This is a genomic window from Pseudomonas sp. HMSC065H01 (assembly GCF_001815235.1).
Lineage (GTDB): Bacteria > Pseudomonadota > Gammaproteobacteria > Pseudomonadales > Pseudomonadaceae > Pseudomonas > Pseudomonas aeruginosa.
In genome coordinates, this window is record NZ_KV819855.1 from 278,228 (window position 1) to 297,749 (window position 19,522).

The window sequence follows — 19,522 nt, forward strand, 5'->3', positions numbered from 1 at the left end:
GACTGCCTTCGATGGCCACCCACGTGACGAGCTGCGCGCGCCTTCGCCGAGCCGAGGGGACGCGCTGATGGATGTGCTCAGCCTGGTCGGGATCATCCTGGCGTTCGTCGCCATCGTCGGCGGCAACTTTCTCGAGGGCGGCCACGCCGGAGCCCTGCTCAACGGTCCGGCGGCGCTGATCGTGATCGGCGGCACCCTGGCCGCGGCGCTGTTGCAGACCCCGGTGAACGTGCTCAAGCGCGGCCTGGGCATGCTCGGCTGGGTGTTCTTCCCGCCGCGCGAGGATCTTTCCGGGGGAATCGACCGGATCGTCTCCTGGAGCATGACCGCGCGCAAGGAAGGCCTGCTCGGCCTGGAGAGCATCGCCGATGCGGAGCCCGATCCCTATGCGCGCAAGGGCCTGCAACTGCTGGTGGACGGCGCCGAGCCGGAAGTCATCCGCAGCATCCTCGAGGTCGACCTGTTCACCCAGGAAAGTCGCGACCTGCAGGCCGCCAAGGTGTTCGAGAGCATGGGCGGCTATGCGCCGACCATCGGCATCATCGGCGCGGTAATGGGCTTGATCCATGTGATGGGCAACCTGGCCAACCCGGCGCAGCTCGGCAGCGGCATCGCCGTGGCCTTCGTCGCCACCATCTATGGCGTCGGCTTCGCCAACCTGCTCCTGCTGCCGATCGGCAACAAGCTGAAAACCCTGGTACTGCGCCAGTCGCGCTACCGCGAGATGCTCCTGGAGGGCCTGCTGTCCATCGCCGAGGGCGAGAACCCGCGTTCCATCGAGTTGAAGCTGCAAGGCTTCATGGACTGACCGGAGCCGAGCATGCAGCGCCGCCGTCGCCACCAGGAGGAACACGAGAACCACGAACGCTGGCTGGTTTCCTATGCCGACTTCATCACCCTGCTGTTCGCCTTCTTCGTGGTGATGTATTCGATTTCCTCGATCAACGAGGGCAAGTACAAGATCCTCTCGGAGACCCTCACCGGCGTGTTCAACCAGCCCGACCGCTCGTTGAAGCCGATTCCCATCGGCGACGAGCGGCCGCGCACCACCGAGCCGGAGCGCACCAGCGTCGAGGAGCAGCCCAGCGACAACGCGGCCAGCGCCGACTCGCTGGAGCGGATCGCCGACAGCGTGCGCGATGCCTTCGGCGACTTGATCGCCTCCGACCAGTTGAGCGTGCGCGGCAACGAGCTGTGGATCGAGATCACTCTCAATTCCAGCCTGCTGTTTCCCAGCGGCGATGCGCTGCCCAACGATGCCGCCTTCGATATCGTCGAGAAGGTCGCCAAGATCCTGGCGCCCTACAAGAACCCGATCCATGTCGAGGGCTTCACCGACGACGTGCCGATCCATAGCCCGCGCTATCCCACCAACTGGGAACTGTCGGCGGCGCGGGCGGCGAGCATCGTCCGCCTGCTCGGCAACGATGGGGTCGAGCCGTCGCGGATGGCTGCGGTGGGCTATGGTGAATTTCAGCCGGTGGCGGACAATGCCAGCGCCGAGGGGCGGGCGAAGAATCGCCGGGTGGTGCTGGTGATCTCGCGCAACCTGGAGGTGCGACGCAGCGTCAGCGGGGTCGGCAGCGGCAAGGCGCAACCGGATTCGGCGCTCCGCCACGCAGGCTCGGCAGCTGGCACGCAAGCTGCAGATACTGGCGGTACGCCGGCGCCCGCGCCGGCAACCGTCAATTCCCCGTCGCCTTCGCCATGAGCGCGCGAACCATGGTTTGCGTACGGGCGCCGGGGCCGAACTGGCCATTAGCGCGGCCCCAACCGGGTAGACCCATGCCAGGAAGAGTAGAGCAATGAAAGTCTGGGCAGTCGCCAATCAGAAAGGAGGGGTCGGCAAGACCACCTCGTCCATCGCCCTGGCCGGCCTGTTGGCGGATGCCGGCAAGCGCGTGGTCGTGGTCGACCTGGACCCCCACGGCTCGATGACCAGCTATTTCGGCTATGACCCGGACACCCTCGAGCACAGCGCCTTCGACCTGTTCCTGCACCAGGGCAACGTCCCCGAGGGGCTGCCGGCCTCGCTGCTGCGCAGCACCAGCAACGAACGCATTTCCCTGCTGCCGTCGAGTACCGCGCTGGCCACCCTGGAGCGCCAGTCGCCGGGCAAGAGCGGTCTCGGCCTAGTGGTCTCGAAGAGCCTGGCGCAGCTCTGGCAGGATTTCGACCATGCGATCATCGACAGCCCGCCGCTGCTCGGCGTGCTGATGGTCAACGCCCTGGCCGCCAGCCAGCACCTGGTGATCCCGGTGCAGACCGAGTTCCTCGCGGTGAAAGGGCTGGAGCGGATGGTCAACACCCTGGCGATGATCAACCGGTCGCGCAAACAGGCGTTGCCCTATACCATCGTACCTACGCTGTTCGATCGGCGGACCCAGGCTTCGCTGAGCACGCTGCGGATTCTCAACGAGAACTACCCGGACAACCTGTGGCAGGCGTTCATTCCCATCGATACCCGCCTGCGCGATGCCAGCCGGGCCGGGGTCACGCCGTCGCAGCACGACGGCAAGAGTCGCGGGGTGATCGCCTACCGCGCCTTGCTCAAGCATCTGCTGGCGCAGCAGCCGGCCACCCGGGTGGCCTGATGGCGCGCCGGTCGCCGCGCCGACAGGCGCATTCAAGCCGCACCGGAGTGCGGCCGATAACCGTTGTAGACCCCTGTCGCGGAATACCCACATGAGCGCCGCCACCGCCACCCGTTCGCAACTGGCCTTGCAGTCCTACCTGGATGCGTTGCTCCAGGAGGCCACTTTCGAGGACCTGGAACCTCTCGTCGAGACGCCGCCAGCGCCTGCGCCCGCGCCGTTGAAGCCTGTCGCGCTGGCGGTCGCCGAAGTGGCGACACCGGCCCCGGCGCTGGAAACGCTGCCGGTCGACCACGGGTTCGACGAGTTCGAGGCCGCGGTGCTCGAGGAGCAGGTCCGCGATGCGCGCCTGGTTCCGCCGGCGCCGGCGGCCCTGCTCGACGAACCGACGACGTTGCGCGAGCTGCCGGTCGAGCCACGGCCCCACGAAGTCATCGAGTTGCGCGTGCCGAGCGCCCCGGCGAGCGTCGGCGAGCCGCCGCTGCTCGACCTGCCGCTGCTCGACGACGGTCGTCCGGCCTGGGCGGCGGAGCCCTTCGAGTGCCTGCTGTTCGACGTCGCCGGGCTGACCCTGGCGGTGCCGCTGGTGTGCCTCGGCTCGATCTATCCGCTGGAGAACCAGGAACTGACCCCGTTGTTCGGCCAGCCCGACTGGTTCCTCGGCATCCTGCCGTCGCAGGCGGGCAACCTGAAGGTGTTGGACACCGCACGCTGGGTGATGCCCGAACGCTACCGCGACGACTATCGCGACGGCCTCAAGTACGTGATCTCGGTCCAGGGCTACGAGTGGGGGCTGGCGGTGCACCAGGTGAGCCGCTCGATCCGCCTCGACCCGGCCGAGGTGAAATGGCGCAGCCAGCGTAGCCAGCGCCCCTGGCTGGCCGGCACGGTCATCGAACACATGTGTGCGCTGCTGGATGTGGCGGCGCTCGCCGAACTGATCGCCAGCGGCGCCGTCAAGCGCCTGCACGGCGACCATTGATAGACAGCTTCCGCCACTTGCGGCGGTTTTCGAGAGGTTAGGGGAATGAGCAAAGCCACCGCGCAAAGCGCCGAAGATCCGATCCTGCAGTGGGTCACCTTCCGCCTGGACAACGAGAGCTACGGCATCAATGTGATGCAGGTCCAGGAGGTGCTGCGCTACACCGAGATCGCCCCGGTGCCGGGCGCGCCGAGCTACGTGCTGGGCATCATCAACCTGCGCGGCAACGTGGTCACGGTGATCGACACCCGCCAGCGCTTCGGCCTGGACCCTGCGCCGGTCAGCGACAACACGCGGATCGTCATTATCGAGGCGGACAAGCAGGTGGTCGGCATCCTGGTCGACAGCGTCGCCGAGGTGGTCTACCTGAAGCAGTCGGAAATCGAGACCGCGCCGAACGTCGGCAACGAAGAGTCGGCCAAGTTCATCCAGGGTGTCTGCAACAAGAACGGCGAGCTGCTGATCCTGGTCGAGCTGGACAAGATGATGACCGAGGAAGAATGGTCGGAGCTGGGCAGCATCTGATGCGTTCTACCGACACGAGGGCCTGCTGAGATGGAGGTCGTCGCGCTGGCACTGGCGCTCGCCGCCTGCCTCGGCCTGGCGGCGGCGTGCCTGTGGCTGCGCCGTGAATTGCGCCGCCTGCAAGCTGCGCTGGCGCAGCAGGCGGAGGAGGGCGCCGCGCGCGAGCGCCGGCTCAAGGAGCTGAGCAAGCGCATCGAGTCCTACCAGCAGGTCAACGTGCGCATGGGCGAGGCCTTGCAGGACCTCGGCAAGCAACTCGCGCCGCTTCCCGACCGGGTCGCGCGCCTGGAGCAGCGCGATCCGACCACGCTGTCGTTCAGCCAGGCCGCACGCCTGGTCGGGCTCGGCGCCAGCGCCGAAGACCTGACCCAGGCCTGCGGTCTGTCGCAGGCCGAGGCCGAGCTGGTGGCGCGCCTGCACGAAGCCAAGGGCAAGTGACGGTCGCCGGCCCGGCGCTGGCGCTGGCGCTTTTCAGGCGAGCAGGCGGCTCGCCACTTCTGCCAGTGTCACCTCTCCCCTGAACTCCCCGCAGCTCTGCGCCGGCAGGCGATCCTCGATGGCATGGGCGAAGCGCACCGCCGGGTCCTGCTCCAGCTTCTCCAGGTGTCGATGCAGGCGCGGAAAGTCGTGTTGCAGGTCGAAGTAGCCCAGCTCCCGTCCCCAGCGAGCGGTACCCGCGAGGTAGGCGTCGGCCACGCTCGGCCCTTCGCCGGCCAGCCACTTGCGGTCGCCGAGCAGCTTGTCGATCCGGCCATAGGCTCGCGCCGCGCGCGTCAGCGCCCTTGCCGTCGTGGTTGCGTCGGCGTCCTCCAGATAGAACAGGGCTCCCCAGGCCGAATGGCATTCGGTATGCAGGAGGGCGAGGGCGAAGTTCAGTTCGTCGAACTCGGCGCTGCCCTGCGGATAACCGAGCTTCCTGCACAGGTCGCGCGCCGCCAGGTGCTGGAGAATGGCCAGGCTTTCGCTGAGCGCGCGGCCGTCCTCCAGGAGCAGGGTGGGCGTCTGGCGAGCCGGGTTCAGGCGCACGTAGGTGCGCTCGCCGGTCTCCAGCGGCATCTCGATCCGACACAGGCGATAGGGGCGGCCGAGCCACTCGAGGGCCACGATCGAGCCGAAGGAACAGCCGTGGGGTACGCCATAAAACAGTACAGGTTCCATTTTCCATCTCCGTTCAGGTAACGCACGTTGCGCATCGCAACCGGGCTGAACGCAGGGTAGAGGGGATATAGGCTATATTCGGTCCTGTTTTTTCCGGCGGATCGAAAAATGTCCAAGCCCACGGTGCGCGTGCTCGCCCTGCTCGAACTGCTGCAGAGCCACGGCCAGCTCAGCGGTAGCGAGCTGGCCAGGCGCCTGGAGGTGGATGGACGGACGCTGCGTCGCTATATCGTCGCCCTCGAGGAGCTGGGCATTCCCATCTCGGCGGAGCGCGGACGCCATGGCGGTTACCGCCTGGTGGCCGGTTTCAAGCTCCCGCCGCTGATGTTCAGCGCGGAGGAAACCCTGGCCGTGTCCCTCGGCCTGCTGGCGGTGCGCAGTCTCGGCCTGGGCGAAAGCGAGCTGGCCCTGGAAAGTGCGCAGGCCAAGCTGAGCAGGGTGATGCCCGTTGCGCTGCGGCGGCGCCTCGTGGCGCTCCGCGAGACCGCCAGCCTGGACCTGGCCCGCGCCCGGGCGGGAACCAGTGTGGCGGCGCTGGCGACCCTCGCCGAAGCCGCCCAGGTCCGTGCGCGGGTCGAGTTCCGCTATCGCGACCCGCAGGGCGCCGAAACCCTCCGCCAACTCGATCCCTACGGCCTGGCCTATCGCAACGGCTGCTGGTACGTCAGCGGTTTCTGCCACCTGCGCCAGGCGTTGCGCTCGTTCCGTCTCGATCGCCTGGACGCGCCGCGCATGCTGGCGGAGCGCTTCGAGCGACCGGCGGATTTCGATACCCTCCGCCACCTGCGGGAGAGCTTCGCCCGGATGCCGCGCGCCTACCCGGTGGAAATCCTGATGCGGGCGGCGAGGGAGCAGGTGGTCGCGGTGCTCGGCGAGCCCCTCGGTCTGCTCGCCGAGGTCGATGGCGGTACGCTGTTGCGCGCCAGCACCGACGACCTGGACTGGTTCGCCCGGCGCCTGTGCGGCCTGCCGTTCGACTTCGAGGTCAGGCAGCCGCTGGAGTTGCGCGAGCCGTTGAGGCGCCAGGCCGAGCGTGTCCTGCGTAACCTGGGCCAGGAGGAAGCTTCGGATCACAGGTAGGCATTTAGAGGAAAAGTCCTATTAATCGCGCGGCTGCCGCTTTCTAGAATCGGTCCTGGTCAACCAGCACGTTTCCAGGAGGCCACAAGGATGCCTGCAATACCCCTGCGCGCCATGGTGCTGTGCGCCAACCCCGGCCGTCTGCTCAGGTACGGAGCGCTGTTCAACCGCTGCGGCTACTTCCACCTGAGCCTGTGCCTGGACCGACGGGAGCTGCGGCGCTCCCTGGACCAGGGTTACCCGTACGACTATTTCCTCTACGACGGATTCCGCCTGGACCAGGGCTGCAAGGGCACGCTGGCGATGCTGGGACGCAGCGGCAGCATCCGGCGCTTCCTGCTGGTGGGCGAGCTTGATTGCCGCGAGAAGCGCCTGTTGTTCGAGTGGAGCAGAGGCCATGGCCTGAGCATCGGCGCGGTGTCCGACCGGCCTTTGGGCCAGGTCGCCCTGGCCGCGTTGATCAAGCGTGATCGCGGCTGTCCCGACCTCCTGCGCGGTATCGCCTGAGGCGGCTCCCGGGAAGATGCGGTAAGGTCGTTTTCCAACCTTCCATGGCGAGACAGCGCATGACCGTCCAGGCCGACATCCTCAAGGCGATCGAAGGCATCGAGCATGGCTTCCAGCAAGCCGGCCAGGCACTCTCCGAGCGGATATTCCATTGCCGGCAGGTGCATGGCGCCGAGATCGTCGACGCGCGCTCGCTGTCGGAATCGGGACGGCATGCCGCCGACGGCGTCTTCAGCGAAGGGCCGTTGGCGGTCGCGGTGGTCACCGCGGACTGCCTGCCGATTCTCATGAGCAGCCGCGACGGTCGGGTGGTGGCCGCCCTGCATGGCGGCTGGCAGGGGCTCGTCGCCGGTATCGTCGGCGCGGCGGTGGCGCGCTTCAATGCGCGCGGCGTCGCCAGCGCGGACATCCGGGTCGCCATCGGTCCCGGGATCAAAGCCTGCTGCTACGAGGTGAGTGCCGGGTTCATCGAGGCGTTGCAGGTCGGCCACGGCCGCCTCTGGGAGGGCGCGGCGCCGCCCTGGAGCCAGCGTCGTCCGCTCCCCGAGCGGCCGCCCCGGTTCGCTCCGCCCGAGCCAAGGCAGGCGGAGCAGGGCGCCTGGCTGGACCTGGTGGCCTTCTGTCGCCAGTTGTTCCAGGCCGCCGGCGTCGGGCCGGCGCAGATCGAAGCCAGCGCCGTCTGCACTTACTGTTCCGGCGATGCGTTCGCCAGTCATCGCCGACGCCAGCGCCTGGGCGAGGAGAAGCGCCAGCAGTACGCCTGGATCGCGCGCAAGCCGTGACCGCGTATCGGTATTGTCCGGAAATCCTGGATAGTCATGACGGTTGTCGGCTGTTTATCCGCCAATAGCCGGCTTCTAGACTTTTCTTGTCGATGCGTGGCTGTCGCCACGCTCATTCCAGGAGAGTCCCAGCATGCCTGACATCACCCAAGCCGCCATCGTCACCGGCGCCTCCCGCGGCATCGGTCGCGCCATTGCCCGGCGGTTGGCCGCCGACGGTTTCGCGGTCGCGGTCAACTATGCCGGCAACCAGACCATGGCCGACGAGGTCGTGGCCGAAATCGTCGCCGCCGGCGGCGCGGCCATCGCCGTGCAGGGCGACGTGGCCAGCGCGGAGGACATGGACAAGCTGTTCGAAGCCACCAGGGGCGCCTTCGGCCGCATCGACGTGGTGGTCAACAGCGCCGGCACGATGCCCTACCTGAAGATCGCCGATGGCGACCTGGAGGGCTTCGACCGGGTGATCCGCACCAACCTGCGCGGCGCCTTCATCGTGCTTGGCCTGGCTGCCCGGCATGTCGAGCGCGGCGGACGGATCATCGCCCTGTCCACCAGCGTGATCGCCCGGGCGCTGCCCAGCTACGGTCCGTACATCGCGTCCAAGTCCGGGGTCGAGGGGCTGGTGCACGTGCTGGCCAACGAGTTGCGCGGCCAGGACATCAGGGTCAACGCGGTGGCGCCCGGCCCGGTGGCCACCGAGCTGTTCTTCAACGGCAAGAGCGCCGAACAGATCGACCAGATCGCCAGGCTGGCGCCGCTGGAGCGCCTCGGCGAGCCGGACGAGATCGCCGCGGCGGTGTCCTTCCTCGCCGGGCCGGACGGGGCCTGGGTCAACTCCCAAGTGCTGCGGGTCAACGGCGGTTTCGCCTGAGCCGCTGTACCGGGACGACGCGTCGAAGGTTTCGGCTGCGCTATCTATCGGTTCCTTTCGCCGCTGTCGGCCCGTTGCGAGTCGGCGTCGCGTCTACGCCAATAGTCGTCCTCATCGGTCTGGCGTTCGCTCAGCTGTTTCCCGCTGCGTGCGTCGAACTCCAGGATCCAGAAGGTGGCAGGCTCCTTCTGGTCGTCGCGAAGGTAGCTTCGGTAGGTGAAGCGGTCCCTATCCTGAAGCAGGACCACGCGGTCGATGGTTCCTTCGTGATGGCGTACCTTGGCTTGCCGATTGATGCGGAACTCCGGAGTCAGCCGGTGCCGATCGATGATTGCATCCTTTTCCTCGTCGCCGAGGATGGCCGGGGCGGCCTGGACATGGCTGGCGATAAGCAGCAGGGCGGCGAGGAGGAGGGGGCTTGGCGAGGGCATGGGAGGCCTGGGAAGTGGCAGGTGGACTGTGCTGGGACCGCTCTTGCGGATTCCGGTTCCGGCGCTTCGGTTTCGACGTGTGGCGGGTCCGCTCAGTCGCCGGGACCGCCGAGTAGCAGCATCTGGTTGCCATCCGCGGCGTCCGGCGCGAATCCCTCGGGACACTTGCCTTTCAGGTGCCAGGCGAAGGCGATGATCTCAGCGATGGTGCGATACAGCGCTTCCGGAATGGCGTCGCCGAGTTCCAGGCGGGCGAGCAGGCGGACCAGCTCGGCGTTCTCGTAGATCGGTACCTCGTAGTCGCGGGCGATGGCCAGGATCGCCTCGGCCAGTTCGGCGTCGCCCTTGGCGGAAAGGGTCGGCGCGGCCTGGCCGTCGTAGCTCAGGGCGATGGCCTGGCGCGGGGCGGGTGACTGCTTTCTGTTCATGCGGTTTCGTCTACCCAGCGTTGTTCGATGGTCGCTCGCGGGCCCTGGGGCGGGCGGCCGCGTTGGCAGGTGATCTCGCCAACGGTCAGGCCGGCGTCGCGCAGGCGTTGGCGCAGGTGGCCGAGTTCATGCTCGACCAGCCGTGCGGTCGCGTCTCGCTCGGCCCAAAGCTGGCTGGACAGGCTGCCGCGTAGCAGGGTCGCCTGGGCGTGCAGCGGTCCCAGCGGCTCCAGGTCGAAGGCCAGTTCGACGCGCCAGAGGCTTTCGCGGGCCTCTTCGCCGGTCTTGCGCTGTTCTTCCTGGAACTTCACCTGCAACGGTACCACCGAGTGCTGATGGCGCATGGGCACCTCCATCTGCCAGGTCGCCAGTTGGGTGCCATCCGGCAGGGTGCTGGTCTGCGCCAGGCTCGACAACTGATGGGTCTGCAGGCGGGAGATCGCCGCGGCGGCAAGGCGCAGCAGCGACTCCAGTTCCATGTCCTCGTCGAACAGTTGGAGAACCTTGCTCGGCAGGGGAAAGTTCAGTGCCTGGGTCTTGTTGGCGCTCTGTCCCAGGTTGCCCAGGGCGTTGCGGACAAAGGCCGGCAGCGCCTGGGCCAGGTTCGCCGTGTTGCCGGCGAACATGCCCGGCGCCTGGGCGCCGGTCGGCGGCAGCGGCGACAGCTGGGCGAACAGGCGCAACAGGTTGGCCTTCAGGTCCTGGCCGAGATGATCGGTGGCGCCCTGCATCAGGCGCGCCTCGAGGAACAGGCCGCTCTGCTGCAGGGCCTGGCCGAGCAGCTTGGAATCGCCCATCTTCTGCGCCTCCGGCAGGCCGGCGAAGAGGCGCTCCACGGCCTGGCGCAGGCTGTCCGGCAGGTCGTTGCGGCCGTTCAGCCCCTGCAGGGCGGCGAACAGGCCTTCCAGGGAAGCCTGGCGGGCGCTCTGCCCGGCCAGTTGCTGGCCCAGCGCAAGCTGGTCGAGGCGTCCGCTGAGCGGCAGGAAGTCGATCTGCTGGCTGTTTTTCACCAGCGCCGTGAGCAGGCTGCCGACCGGCAGCGCCTGGGGCGAGTCGAGGCTCAGCTTGCTGCCGGCGAGCGGCGTGTTGAGCAGGTTCAGCAGGACCCGGTAGACCACCTGCTGGGCCTTGTCCGCCGGCAGCGCGGTGCTGGACAGGACCTTGCCCTGGAGCAGGGTGCCGGGCGGCAGTTGCTCCAGGTCGAGGCTGCTCAGCGGGCCAGCGCCGGCCATGCTGTCGAGCAGGGTTGCAACCACGCTGGTGTTGCTGGTGGCGCTGACGTTGAGCAGGTTGCCCGGCACCAGCGGCCGATTGCTCTGCACTTCCACCAGGCTCTGCCCGCTGTTCGCCAGGGTCAGCTTGAGCAGGACCTGGAAATTGTTCGCCAGGCCTTCCTTGACCGCGAGCACCTCGGCCTTGCCCGACTCGCCTTCGCCCAGCAGGCCGGCCAGGGTCTGCACCAGCTTCAGGGTCATCTCGGCGTCGGCCTGGGCGTTGCCCTGCGATTGCGCCGGCGGCAGCGGGCGTGGGGCGGAGACCGGGGGTAGTGGCGGGGAAGCGCCTATCTCGGCTGGCATGGGTAACAACCTGTCTTAAACGACCCTGCGGAGGCTGGGGAAGGGCGTGTATAATGCCGCGCCTGTCAAACAGGCTGGCCGCGTCGTCACCAGTATAGCGGCCGTGTTTATCCCGACTTTAGGGTCTGTTCCGTGAAGGCCTCCGGCGCCGCGACGAGGAGAGACGCTTGGCGATGTTGTTCGATGTCCGATCCTGCTGAAGTCCCCACAGCCAGCCCCTTGCTGGAAACCGTCGGGCTCGCCTGCGAGCGCGACTGGCGCATGCTGTTCGAGCGCCTCGACCTGCGCCTGGCCGCCGGCGAGATGTTGCAGGTGGTGGGTCCCAACGGCAGCGGCAAGACCAGCCTGCTGCGCCTGCTGTCCGGACTGATGCAGCCGACCGCCGGGGAAGTCCGCCTGAACGGCCGGCCGCTCGCCGAACAGCGCGGCGAACTGGCCCGCAGCCTGCTGTGGATCGGCCACGCCGCGGGAATCAAGGGCCTGCTCAGCGCCGAGGAGAACCTCACCTGGCTCTGCGCGCTGCACCAGCCGGCCAGCCGCGAGGCGATCTGGCAGGCCCTGGCCGACGTCGGCCTGCGTGGCTTCGAGGACGTTCCCTGCCACACCCTTTCCGCCGGCCAGCAACGCCGCGTGGCGCTGGCCCGCCTGTACCTGGACGCACCGCCCTTGTGGATCCTCGATGAACCCTTCACCGCCCTCGACAAACAGGGGGTGGCGCAACTGGAAACGCACCTGGCCGGGCATTGCCAGCGCGGCGGGATGGTGGTGCTGACCACCCACCACAGCCTGCAGCAGATGCCCGCCGGCTACCGCGAGCTGGACCTCGGTGCGCTCAAGGCGGCCAGCGGCGCGACGGTCGAGCCGGCGCTGGGCGACCCGGCATGAGCAACGTCTTCAGCCTGCTCCTGGCGCGCGAGGCGCGCCTGCTGTTCCGCCGACCGGCGGAGCTGGCCAATCCGCTGGTGTTCTTCGCCATCGTCATCGCCCTGTTCCCCCTGGCGGTCGGGCCGGAGAGCCAATTGCTACAAACCTTGTCGCCCGGCCTGGTCTGGGTGGCGGCGCTATTGGCCGTGCTGCTCTCGCTGGAAGGGCTGTTCCGCAGCGATTTCGAGGACGGTTCTCTGGAGCAGTGGGTCCTTTCGCCGCACCCCCTGGCTCTTCTGGTGCTGGCCAAGGTGCTGGCACACTGGCTGTTTTCCGGGCTGGCCCTGGTCCTGATGTCGCCGCTGTTCGCGCTGATGCTGGGCCTGCCGGCCCGTTGCATACCGGTGCTGCTGCTTTCCCTGTTGCTCGGTACGCCGGTGCTGAGCTTGCTCGGCGCCGTCGGCGCGGCCTTGACCGTGGGCCTCAAGCGCGGCGGCCTGTTGCTGGCGCTGCTGATCCTGCCGCTGTACATCCCGGTGCTGATTCTCGGTAGCGGGGCGCTGCAGGCTTCGCTGCAGGGACTGCCCAGCAGCGGACATTTATTGTGGCTGGCGAGCCTGACGGCGCTAGCATTGACACTCACGCCATTCGCCATCGCTGCCGGCCTGAAGATCAGCGTAGGCGAGTGAGTCCGCCCGCCGAAGGCATCGGCGGGCGTGCGGTACCGGGCGGCTGTGCCGCCCACGCTTGACCCGGGCTGGCAGCGGAAGGTCTGCCCGGTATTTCCAAAGAGCCCTGTAAACAGAGCCTGATGATGAATTGGACATGGTTTCACAAGCTTGGGTCGCCCAAGTGGTTCTACGAGATCAGCGGCCGCTGGCTGCCCTGGTTCGCCGTGGCGGCGGCGCTGCTGATCGTCACCGGCTGCGTCTGGGGGCTGGCCTTCGCGCCGCCGGACTACCAGCAGGGCAATAGCTTCCGCATCATCTATATCCATGTGCCGGCGGCCTTCCTCGCCCAGTCCTGCTACGTCATGCTGGCCGTGGCCGGTGCCGTCGGGCTGATCTGGAAGATGAAGATCGCCGACGTGGCGGTGCAGTGCGCCGCTCCCATCGGCGCCTGGATGACCTTCGTCGCGCTGCTTACCGGGGCCGTATGGGGCAAGCCGACCTGGGGCGCCTGGTGGGTCTGGGACGCGCGCCTGACGGCGATGCTGATCCTGCTTTTCCTCTATTTCGGCATCATCGCCCTCGGCCAGGCGATCAGTAACCGCGACAGCGCGGCCAAGGCCTGTGCCGTACTGGCCATCGTCGGCGTGGTGAACATCCCGATCATCAAGTACTCGGTGGAGTGGTGGAACACTCTGCACCAGCCGGCCACCTTCACCATCACCGAGAAACCGGCGATGCCGGTGGAGATGTGGTTGCCGTTGCTGATCATGGTCCTCGGCTTCTATTGCTTCTTCGCGGCCATGCTGCTGGTGCGCATGCGCCTGGAAGTGCTCAAGCGCGAGTCCCGCACCGCCTGGGCGAAAGCCGAGGTGAAGGCCCTGGTGGAGAAGGCACGATGAGCTTCGAATCGTTCGGCGACTTCCTCGCCATGGGCCATCACGGTCCCTACGTCTGGTCGGCCTACGGCATCAGCCTGCTGGTGCTGGCGATCAATGTCGCCGAGCCGCTGCTGGCCCGGCGCCGCTACCTGCAAGAAGAGGCGCGTCGTCTGCGCCGGGAGGCCCAGCAGTGAATCCGGTCCGCAAGAAACGTCTGATCATCGTCCTCGCCATCGTGGTGGGCGTCGGCGCCGCGGTGGGCCTGGCGCTGTCGGCCCTGCAACAGAACATCAACCTGTTCTACACCCCGACCCAGATCGCCAACGGCGAAGCGCCGACCGACACCCGCATACGCGCCGGCGGCCTGGTGGAAAAGGGTTCTCTGCAACGCAGCGAGGATTCGCTGAACGTGCGTTTCGTGGTCACCGACGGCGCCAAGGAAGTGACCATCGCCTACCATGGCATCCTTCCCGACCTGTTCCGCGAGGGGCAGGGCATCGTCGCCCTCGGCAAGCTGGGCGGCGACGGCGTGCTGGTGGCCGATGAAGTGCTGGCCAAGCACGACGAGAACTACATGCCGCCGGAAGTCACCAAGGCGCTCAAGGACAGCGGCCAACTGAAGCACTACGAGAACGGCAAGGCCGCCGGCGAGACCTCGTACAACCAGGAGGGCAAGTAGATGATCCCCGAACTCGGCCACCTGGCCCTGATCCTCGCCCTCTGCCTGGCCCTGGTGCAGTCGAGCCTGCCGCTGGTCGGCGCCTGGCGCGGCGACCGTCAGTGGATGAGCCTGGCGCGCCCGGCGGCCTGGGGGCAGTTCGCCTTCCTCGCCTTCGCCTTCGGCTGCCTGACCTGGGCCTTCCTGCGCGACGACTTCTCGGTGGCCTACGTGGCCGGCAACTCCAACAGCGCGCTGCCCTGGTACTACAAGTTCAGCGCCGTCTGGGGCGCCCACGAAGGTTCGCTGCTGCTCTGGGCGCTGATCCTCGGTGGCTGGACCTTCGCCGTGTCGATCTTCTCCCGGCAACTGCCGGAGGTCATGCTGGCCCGCGTGCTGGCGGTGATGGGCATGATCAGCACCGGCTTCCTGCTGTTCCTGATCATCACCTCCAACCCGTTCAGCCGCCTGCTGCCGCAGACCCCGATGGACGGCAACGACCTCAACCCGCTGCTGCAGGACGTCGGCCTGATCGTCCACCCGCCGATGCTCTACATGGGTTACGTCGGATTCTCGGTGGCCTTCGCCTTCGCCATCGCCGCACTGCTCGGCGGCCGCCTGGACGCCGCCTGGGCGCGCTGGTCGCGGCCCTGGACCCTGGTAGCCTGGGCCTTCCTCGGTATCGGCATCGTGCTCGGCTCCTGGTGGGCCTACTACGAGCTGGGCTGGGGGGGCTGGTGGTTCTGGGATCCGGTGGAAAACGCCTCCTTCATGCCCTGGCTGGTCGGCACTGCACTGATCCACTCGCTGGCGGTGACCGAGAAGCGCGGCGTGTTCAAGAGCTGGACCGTGCTTCTGGCGATCGCCGCTTTCTCCCTGAGCCTGCTGGGCACCTTCCTGGTCCGCTCCGGCGTGCTCACCTCGGTGCACGCCTTCGCCTCCGACCCGGAACGCGGGGTGTTCATCCTCGCCTTCCTGCTGCTGGTGGTCGGCGGCTCGCTGACCCTGTTCGCCCTGCGCGCGCCGGTGGTCAAGAGCCAGGTCGGCTTCGCCCTGTGGTCGCGCGAGACCCTGCTGCTGCTGAACAACCTGGTGCTGGTGGTGGCGGCCTCGATGATCCTCCTCGGGACCCTCTACCCGCTGCTGCTCGATGCCCTCAGCGGCGCCAAGCTGTCGGTCGGCCCGCCGTACTTCAACGCCATGTTCCTGCCGCTGATGGCGGCGCTGATGGCGGCGCTGGCGGTCGGCGTGCTGGTGCGCTGGAAGGACACCCCGAGCCGCTGGCTGCTCGGCATGCTGACCCCGGTGCTGGTGGCCAGCGCGGTCCTGGCGGCGGCCGGTTCGATGTACTTCGGCGATTTCAACTGGGCGGTGCTGGCGGTGTTCCTGCTGTCCGCCTGGGTGGTCCTGGCCGGTTTCCGCGACTTCCTCGACAAGACCCGGCACAAGGGCGTGCTGGCCGGCGCCCGCAGCCTGACCCGCAGCTACTGGGGCATGCAACTGGCGCACCTGGGCATCGCCGTGTGCGCCATCGGCATCGTCCTCAGCAGCCAGTACAGCGCCCAGCGTGACCTGCGCATGTCGCCCGGCGACACCGTCGAACTGGGCGGCTACCACTTCCTCTTCGACGGCGCGAAGCACCACGAAGGGCCGAACTACACCTCGGACAAGGGCAGCATCCACGTCAGCCGCGACGGCAAGGAGATCGCCACCCTGCATCCGGAGAAGCGCCTGTACACCGTGCAGAGTTCGATGATGACCGAGGCAGGGATCGATGCCGGCTTTACCCGCGACCTCTACGTGGCGCTCGGCGAGCCGCTGGAGAACGGTGCCTGGGCGGTGCGCGTGCACGTCAAGCCGTTCGTCCGCTGGATCTGGTTCGGTGGCCTGCTGATGGGCCTCGGCGGCGCCCTGGCGGCGCTCGACCGGCGCTACCGGGTGAAGGTGAAAACACGTGTGCGCGAGGCCCTGGGCCTCGCCGGTCAGGGAGCCTGAGTCTTGAAACGAGCGATTCTGCTGCTGCCGCTGGGGATCTTCCTGATCGTCGCGGTGTTCCTCTTCCGCGGCCTCTGGCTGGACCCCAGCGAGCTGCCCTCGGCGCTGATCGGCAAGCCGTTCCCGGCCTTCGACCTACCCAGCGTGCAGGACCCGGCCCGGCGCCTGACCGAGGCCGACCTCAAGGGCAAGCCGGCGCTGGTCAACGTCTGGGGCACCTGGTGCCCGTCGTGCCGGGTCGAGCACCCGGAACTGACCCGACTGGCCGAGCAGGGCGTGGTGATCTACGGGATCAACTACAAGGACGACAACGCCGCCGCCATCAAGTGGCTGAACGAGCTGCACAATCCCTACCTGCTGAGCATCAGCGACGCCGACGGCACCCTGGGCCTGGACCTGGGCGTGTACGGTGCGCCGGAAACCTACCTGATCGACAAACAGGGCATCATCCGCCACAAGATCGTCGGGGTGGTCGACCAGAAAGTCTGGCGCGAGCAACTGGCGCCGCTGTACCAGCAACTGCTGGACGAGCCGGAGGCCCGATGAAGCGTTTCCTCGCCACCGCGATGCTCGGTCTCGCCCTCTGCGGCGTGGCCCGGGCCGCCATCGACACCTACGAGTTCGCCAGCGACGCCGAGCGCGAACGCTTCCGCAACCTGACCCAGGAACTGCGCTGCCCGAAGTGCCAGAACCAGGACATCGCCGACTCCAACGCACCGATCGCCGCCGACCTGCGCAAGCAGATCTACGGCCAGTTGCAGCAGGGCAAGAGCGACGGCGAGATCGTCGACTACATGGTTGCCCGCTACGGTGATTTCGTTCGCTACAAGCCGCCGGTCAACGAGCGTACCTGGCTGCTCTGGTTCGGTCCGGGCGCCTTGCTGCTGTTCGGCGTGCTGGTGATCGGCGTGATCGTCCTGCGCCGCCGGCGCACCGCTGCCAAGGTGCAAACCACCCTGTCCGCCGAGGAGCAAGCGCGCCTCGCCAACCTGCTGAAGAACGACAAATGATCGATTTCTGGCTCGCTGCCGGCCTGCTGCTGCTGGCGGCCCTGGCATTCCTGCTGATTCCGCTGCTGCGTGGCCGTCGCGCCCAGGCCGAGGAAGACCGTACCGCCCTGAACGTCGCGCTTTATCAGGAGCGGATCGCCGAGCTGGCCGGCCAGCAGGCCGCCGGCACGCTGACCGCCGAGCAACTGGAGAATGGCCGCGCCGAGGCTGCCCGCGAACTGCTCGCCGACACCGAGGGCAGCGGCGAAGAGCGTAGCTCGCGCCTGGGCCGGGCGGTCCCGCTGGTCGCGGCGCTGCTGGTGCCGTTGGTCGCGCTCGGCCTGTACCTGCATTGGGGCGCCAGCGACAAGGTCGAGCTGGCCCGCGAATTCGCCCAGGCGCCGCACTCCATGGAAGAGATGACTGCGCGCCTGGAGCGCGCGGTACAGGCTCAGCCGGATTCCGCCCAGGGCTGGTACTTCCTCGGTCGCACCTACATGACCCAGGAACGCGGCGCCGATGCAGCGCGGGCCTTCGAACGCGCCGCCGAACTCAGCGGGCGGCAGCCGGAAGTGCTCGGCCAGTGGGCGCAGGCACTGTATTTCTCCGGTGGCAAGAAAATGACCGCGCAGATCAAGGCCCTGGCCGACGAGGCGCTGAAGGGCGACCCGGCCGAAGTGACCACCCTTGGCCTGCTCGGCATCGCCGCCTTCGAAGAGCAGCGCTACGCCGACGCCATCGGCTTCTGGGAGCGCCTGGTGTCGGTGTTGCCGAACGAGGACCCGGCACGCTCGGCGATCCAGGGCGGCATCCAGCGCGCCCGCGAGCGCATGACCGAGGCCGGGCAGACTCCGCCGGCGCCGGCCGCGCCCGCTGCCGCCGGGGTGACCCTGACGGTGAAGGTGGATATCAGCGACGCGGTGAAGGGCCAGGTCAAGGCCGACGACAGCGTGTTCGTCTTCGCCCGCGCCGTCGGCGGCCCGCCGATGCCGTTGGCAGTGAAGCGCCTGACCGTCGCCGACCTGCCGGCCGAGGTCAGCCTGAGCGATGCCGACGCCATGATGCCGCAGCTCAAGCTCAGCGGTTTCCCGCAGGTCGAGCTGGTGGCACGGGTATCCCGCGCCGGCAACGCCATCTCCGGCGAGTGGATCGGACGCGGCAAACCGTTGTCTACTGCCCAGTCGTCGGCGCAAGCGCTGACCATCGACGGCCCGGACCAGCCCCAGGCGGCCCGGCCATAACGACAATCGGTTGGGGAGGTGCGGCGGTGAAGGCGAAGTATCTGGGTCTGGCGATTCTCCTGGGCGGTCTCGGCGGGTGCGTGGTGCATCCGCCGCAGACCAGCGAACCGCCGGCCTCGCTGCCGCCGCAGAGCCAGCCGCAGCCCGGTCCGTCCAGCGCGCCCGGCGCCACCCCGCCGCGCATCACCCCGCAACCGCAGACTCCGGCGCAGCCCAGCCGCTCGCGTCCGCAGTTCGCCCCGCCGCCAGGCGGCAAGGGCGTCTGGGACGGCAGCCTGGGGGTCTACGTGATCCGTGGCGAGCGCGATCTCTACTACCGCCAGCGCACCTACTACCGGTGGGACGGCGGCTGGTTCTGGTCCACCAGCCCGCAGGGTCCATGGACCGAGACCGACGCTCGCGGCATCCCGCCCGGTCTCAGCCGGCGCTACGCCAATCCATGATCCCTAGGGGTTCTCCGGGTCGTGCCCGAGCGACTGGATGAACAGCGAGAACAGCTCCGGTTGCGAGGAAATGTCCAGCTTGGCGTACAGGTGGCGCCGATGGACCTTGATCGTCTCCGGCGAGATCGCCAGGCGCTCGGCCATGGCCTTCGACGAGTAGCCGCGAAGGATCAGGCGGGCGATCTCCAGTTCCCGTTCCGATAGCACGCTGGCGCCGAAGTGGCTGAGGGCGTCGCGTATCTGCGTGGCCATCTCTTCCTGCGGTGCAGCCGGCAACAGGCGCTGGCTGCGTTGCTGCCAGTGCTGCTGCATCAGCGCCAGGACCCAGCTCGAGAGCAAGCCGAGCATCCCGCATTCCTCGTCGGCGAACATCCTCTGCATGCCCAGCGACAGCGACAGCGCGCCCTGGCCGGGCACCTGTAGGATGAACTGCACCTCGTCCTCCAGAACGTTGTCGTGGAAGTAGCTGAGGTAGTACTCGCTCTGCCGGAAATGGTCCGGGGCGATCTCCTCGAGGCGGTACAGGCCGCTGGCCAGGCCTTCCCGGCAAGCCTGGTAGAAGGGGTCGAGCAGGTACAGCCCGTTCAGGTAGGCGAGCATCGAGGCCGGCCCGGCGTGCGGTTCGGCGTCGTATTCCTCCAGGGCCACCGGCACGCCGTTGGCGGGGTAGAAGATCGCCAGGGCGTTGTCGAACGGCAGGTGCTGGCGCAGCAGCAGGATCAATTGCTTCCAGAAACGGTTGCCGCCGATCTGTTCGATGGCGCGGCCCAGGCTGGCGTGCATGCCGATGTCCCGGAACAGGGTGTGCATCCGTATTCGCTCCACGGTGGGTTTTCGCAGGCTCCGGT

Annotated in this window: 25 protein-coding genes; 20 read left to right on the top strand and 5 right to left on the bottom strand. The window is 67.9% G+C overall.

Annotated features, from left to right (window positions below; all coding sequences use genetic code 11):
* The first annotated feature begins 67 nt into the window (after positions 1–67).
* The 6 genes from HMPREF3014_RS06920 to HMPREF3014_RS06945 all read left to right on the top strand — a co-directional run bounded on the left by HMPREF3014_RS06920 (position 68) and on the right by HMPREF3014_RS06945 (position 4,539).
* A complete protein-coding gene (locus HMPREF3014_RS06920) occupies positions 68–808 on the top strand; it encodes a flagellar motor protein (protein ID WP_003083089.1) in 741 nt (246 codons plus the stop codon).
* 12 nt (positions 809–820) lie between these two features.
* Positions 821–1,711 carry a flagellar motor protein MotD gene (gene motD / locus HMPREF3014_RS06925; protein ID WP_003083090.1) on the top strand — a complete coding sequence of 297 codons (891 nt, stop codon included), beginning with the start codon at positions 821–823 and terminating at the stop codon, positions 1,709–1,711.
* Positions 1,712–1,805: 94 nt separating this feature from the next.
* Entirely contained in the window at positions 1,806–2,594 is a 789-nt protein-coding gene (locus tag HMPREF3014_RS06930) for a ParA family protein (protein ID WP_003083092.1), read from the top strand.
* A 91-nt stretch (positions 2,595–2,685) separates the two neighbouring features.
* On the top strand, positions 2,686–3,576 hold the full coding sequence (locus HMPREF3014_RS06935) for a CheW domain-containing protein (protein ID WP_003083094.1): 891 nt from the start codon (positions 2,686–2,688) through the stop codon (positions 3,574–3,576).
* Positions 3,577–3,621: 45 nt separating this feature from the next.
* Positions 3,622–4,101 (top strand): chemotaxis protein CheW, encoded by a 480-nt coding sequence (locus HMPREF3014_RS06940; RefSeq protein WP_003083098.1) that lies wholly within the window; start codon positions 3,622–3,624, stop codon positions 4,099–4,101.
* Positions 4,102–4,131: 30 nt separating this feature from the next.
* Entirely contained in the window at positions 4,132–4,539 is a 408-nt protein-coding gene (locus HMPREF3014_RS06945; RefSeq protein ID WP_003083101.1) for a DUF2802 domain-containing protein, read from the top strand.
* Between the two features lie 33 nt (positions 4,540–4,572).
* Here HMPREF3014_RS06945 and HMPREF3014_RS06950 read toward each other — a convergent pair whose 3' ends face one another.
* Positions 4,573–5,259: a glutathione S-transferase family protein gene (locus HMPREF3014_RS06950; RefSeq protein WP_003083103.1), complete on the bottom strand. Its 687-nt coding sequence runs from the start codon at positions 5,257–5,259 to the stop codon at positions 4,573–4,575.
* A 108-nt stretch (positions 5,260–5,367) separates the two neighbouring features.
* Between HMPREF3014_RS06950 and HMPREF3014_RS06955 the strand changes: the two genes are divergently transcribed.
* The 4 genes from HMPREF3014_RS06955 to HMPREF3014_RS06970 all read left to right on the top strand — a co-directional run bounded on the left by HMPREF3014_RS06955 (position 5,368) and on the right by HMPREF3014_RS06970 (position 8,499).
* Positions 5,368–6,339 carry a helix-turn-helix transcriptional regulator gene (locus HMPREF3014_RS06955; protein ID WP_003083105.1) on the top strand — a complete coding sequence of 324 codons (972 nt, stop codon included), beginning with the start codon at positions 5,368–5,370 and terminating at the stop codon, positions 6,337–6,339.
* Between the two features lie 90 nt (positions 6,340–6,429).
* Positions 6,430–6,846: a hypothetical protein gene (locus HMPREF3014_RS06960; RefSeq protein WP_003087127.1), complete on the top strand. Its 417-nt coding sequence runs from the start codon at positions 6,430–6,432 to the stop codon at positions 6,844–6,846.
* A gap of 59 nt (positions 6,847–6,905) precedes the next feature.
* Complete coding sequence (locus HMPREF3014_RS06965) at positions 6,906–7,628, top strand: purine nucleoside phosphorylase YfiH/LACC1 family protein (RefSeq protein WP_003087130.1); 723 nt, start codon at positions 6,906–6,908, stop codon at positions 7,626–7,628.
* 133 nt (positions 7,629–7,761) lie between these two features.
* The gene (locus tag HMPREF3014_RS06970) at positions 7,762–8,499 is read left to right on the top strand and encodes an SDR family oxidoreductase (protein ID WP_009876166.1); all 738 of its coding nucleotides are present in this window, start codon (positions 7,762–7,764) and stop codon (positions 8,497–8,499) included.
* Positions 8,500–8,543: 44 nt separating this feature from the next.
* Here the strand turns inward: HMPREF3014_RS06970 and HMPREF3014_RS06975 are convergent, their stop codons facing one another.
* The 3 genes from HMPREF3014_RS06975 to HMPREF3014_RS06985 form a co-directional block, all read right to left on the bottom strand.
* A complete protein-coding gene (locus tag HMPREF3014_RS06975) occupies positions 8,544–8,930 on the bottom strand; it encodes a hypothetical protein (RefSeq protein WP_023087614.1) in 387 nt (128 codons plus the stop codon).
* A 92-nt stretch (positions 8,931–9,022) separates the two neighbouring features.
* Positions 9,023–9,358 carry an EscU/YscU/HrcU family type III secretion system export apparatus switch protein gene (locus HMPREF3014_RS06980; protein WP_003083121.1) on the bottom strand — a complete coding sequence of 112 codons (336 nt, stop codon included), beginning with the start codon at positions 9,356–9,358 and terminating at the stop codon, positions 9,023–9,025.
* Positions 9,355–10,833: a flagellar hook-length control protein FliK gene (locus HMPREF3014_RS06985; RefSeq protein ID WP_003083123.1), complete on the bottom strand. Its 1,479-nt coding sequence runs from the start codon at positions 10,831–10,833 to the stop codon at positions 9,355–9,357. The genes HMPREF3014_RS06980 and HMPREF3014_RS06985 overlap by 4 nt, the downstream gene beginning before the upstream one ends.
* A 285-nt stretch (positions 10,834–11,118) precedes the next feature.
* On the opposite strand from HMPREF3014_RS06985, the gene ccmA reads away from it, so the two are divergent.
* The 10 genes from ccmA (at position 11,119) to HMPREF3014_RS07035 (ending at position 18,674) form a co-directional block, all read left to right on the top strand.
* Entirely contained in the window at positions 11,119–11,820 is a 702-nt protein-coding gene (ccmA, locus tag HMPREF3014_RS06990; protein ID WP_003083126.1) for a cytochrome c biogenesis heme-transporting ATPase CcmA, read from the top strand.
* Positions 11,817–12,488: a heme exporter protein CcmB gene (gene ccmB, locus HMPREF3014_RS06995; protein ID WP_003083130.1), complete on the top strand. Its 672-nt coding sequence runs from the start codon at positions 11,817–11,819 to the stop codon at positions 12,486–12,488. Before ccmA ends, ccmB begins: the two co-directional genes overlap by 4 nt.
* Positions 12,489–12,610: 122 nt before the next feature.
* On the top strand, positions 12,611–13,369 hold the full coding sequence (locus HMPREF3014_RS07000) for a heme ABC transporter permease (protein WP_003083135.1): 759 nt from the start codon (positions 12,611–12,613) through the stop codon (positions 13,367–13,369).
* Positions 13,366–13,542 carry a heme exporter protein CcmD gene (gene ccmD / locus HMPREF3014_RS07005; protein ID WP_003083136.1) on the top strand — a complete coding sequence of 59 codons (177 nt, stop codon included), beginning with the start codon at positions 13,366–13,368 and terminating at the stop codon, positions 13,540–13,542. Before HMPREF3014_RS07000 ends, ccmD begins: the two co-directional genes overlap by 4 nt.
* The gene (ccmE, locus tag HMPREF3014_RS07010) at positions 13,539–14,027 is read left to right on the top strand and encodes a cytochrome c maturation protein CcmE (RefSeq protein WP_003083137.1); all 489 of its coding nucleotides are present in this window, start codon (positions 13,539–13,541) and stop codon (positions 14,025–14,027) included. Before ccmD ends, ccmE begins: the two co-directional genes overlap by 4 nt.
* Positions 14,028–16,001: a heme lyase CcmF/NrfE family subunit gene (locus HMPREF3014_RS07015; protein WP_003107324.1), complete on the top strand. Its 1,974-nt coding sequence runs from the start codon at positions 14,028–14,030 to the stop codon at positions 15,999–16,001.
* 3 nt (positions 16,002–16,004) lie between these two features.
* Complete coding sequence (gene dsbE, locus HMPREF3014_RS07020; RefSeq protein WP_003083138.1) at positions 16,005–16,547, top strand: thiol:disulfide interchange protein DsbE; 543 nt, start codon at positions 16,005–16,007, stop codon at positions 16,545–16,547.
* The gene (ccmH, locus tag HMPREF3014_RS07025; RefSeq protein ID WP_003083144.1) at positions 16,544–17,011 is read left to right on the top strand and encodes a cytochrome c maturation protein CcmH; all 468 of its coding nucleotides are present in this window, start codon (positions 16,544–16,546) and stop codon (positions 17,009–17,011) included. The genes dsbE and ccmH overlap by 4 nt, the downstream gene beginning before the upstream one ends.
* A complete protein-coding gene (ccmI, locus tag HMPREF3014_RS07030) occupies positions 17,008–18,231 on the top strand; it encodes a c-type cytochrome biogenesis protein CcmI (protein WP_003083145.1) in 1,224 nt (407 codons plus the stop codon). The genes ccmH and ccmI overlap by 4 nt, the downstream gene beginning before the upstream one ends.
* Before the next feature lie 26 nt (positions 18,232–18,257).
* Entirely contained in the window at positions 18,258–18,674 is a 417-nt protein-coding gene (locus HMPREF3014_RS07035; RefSeq protein ID WP_003087156.1) for a hypothetical protein, read from the top strand.
* Between the two features lie 3 nt (positions 18,675–18,677).
* Here HMPREF3014_RS07035 and HMPREF3014_RS07040 read toward each other — a convergent pair whose 3' ends face one another.
* Positions 18,678–19,484: a helix-turn-helix transcriptional regulator gene (locus HMPREF3014_RS07040; RefSeq protein ID WP_003083150.1), complete on the bottom strand. Its 807-nt coding sequence runs from the start codon at positions 19,482–19,484 to the stop codon at positions 18,678–18,680.
* Positions 19,485–19,522: the final 38 nt, after the last annotated feature.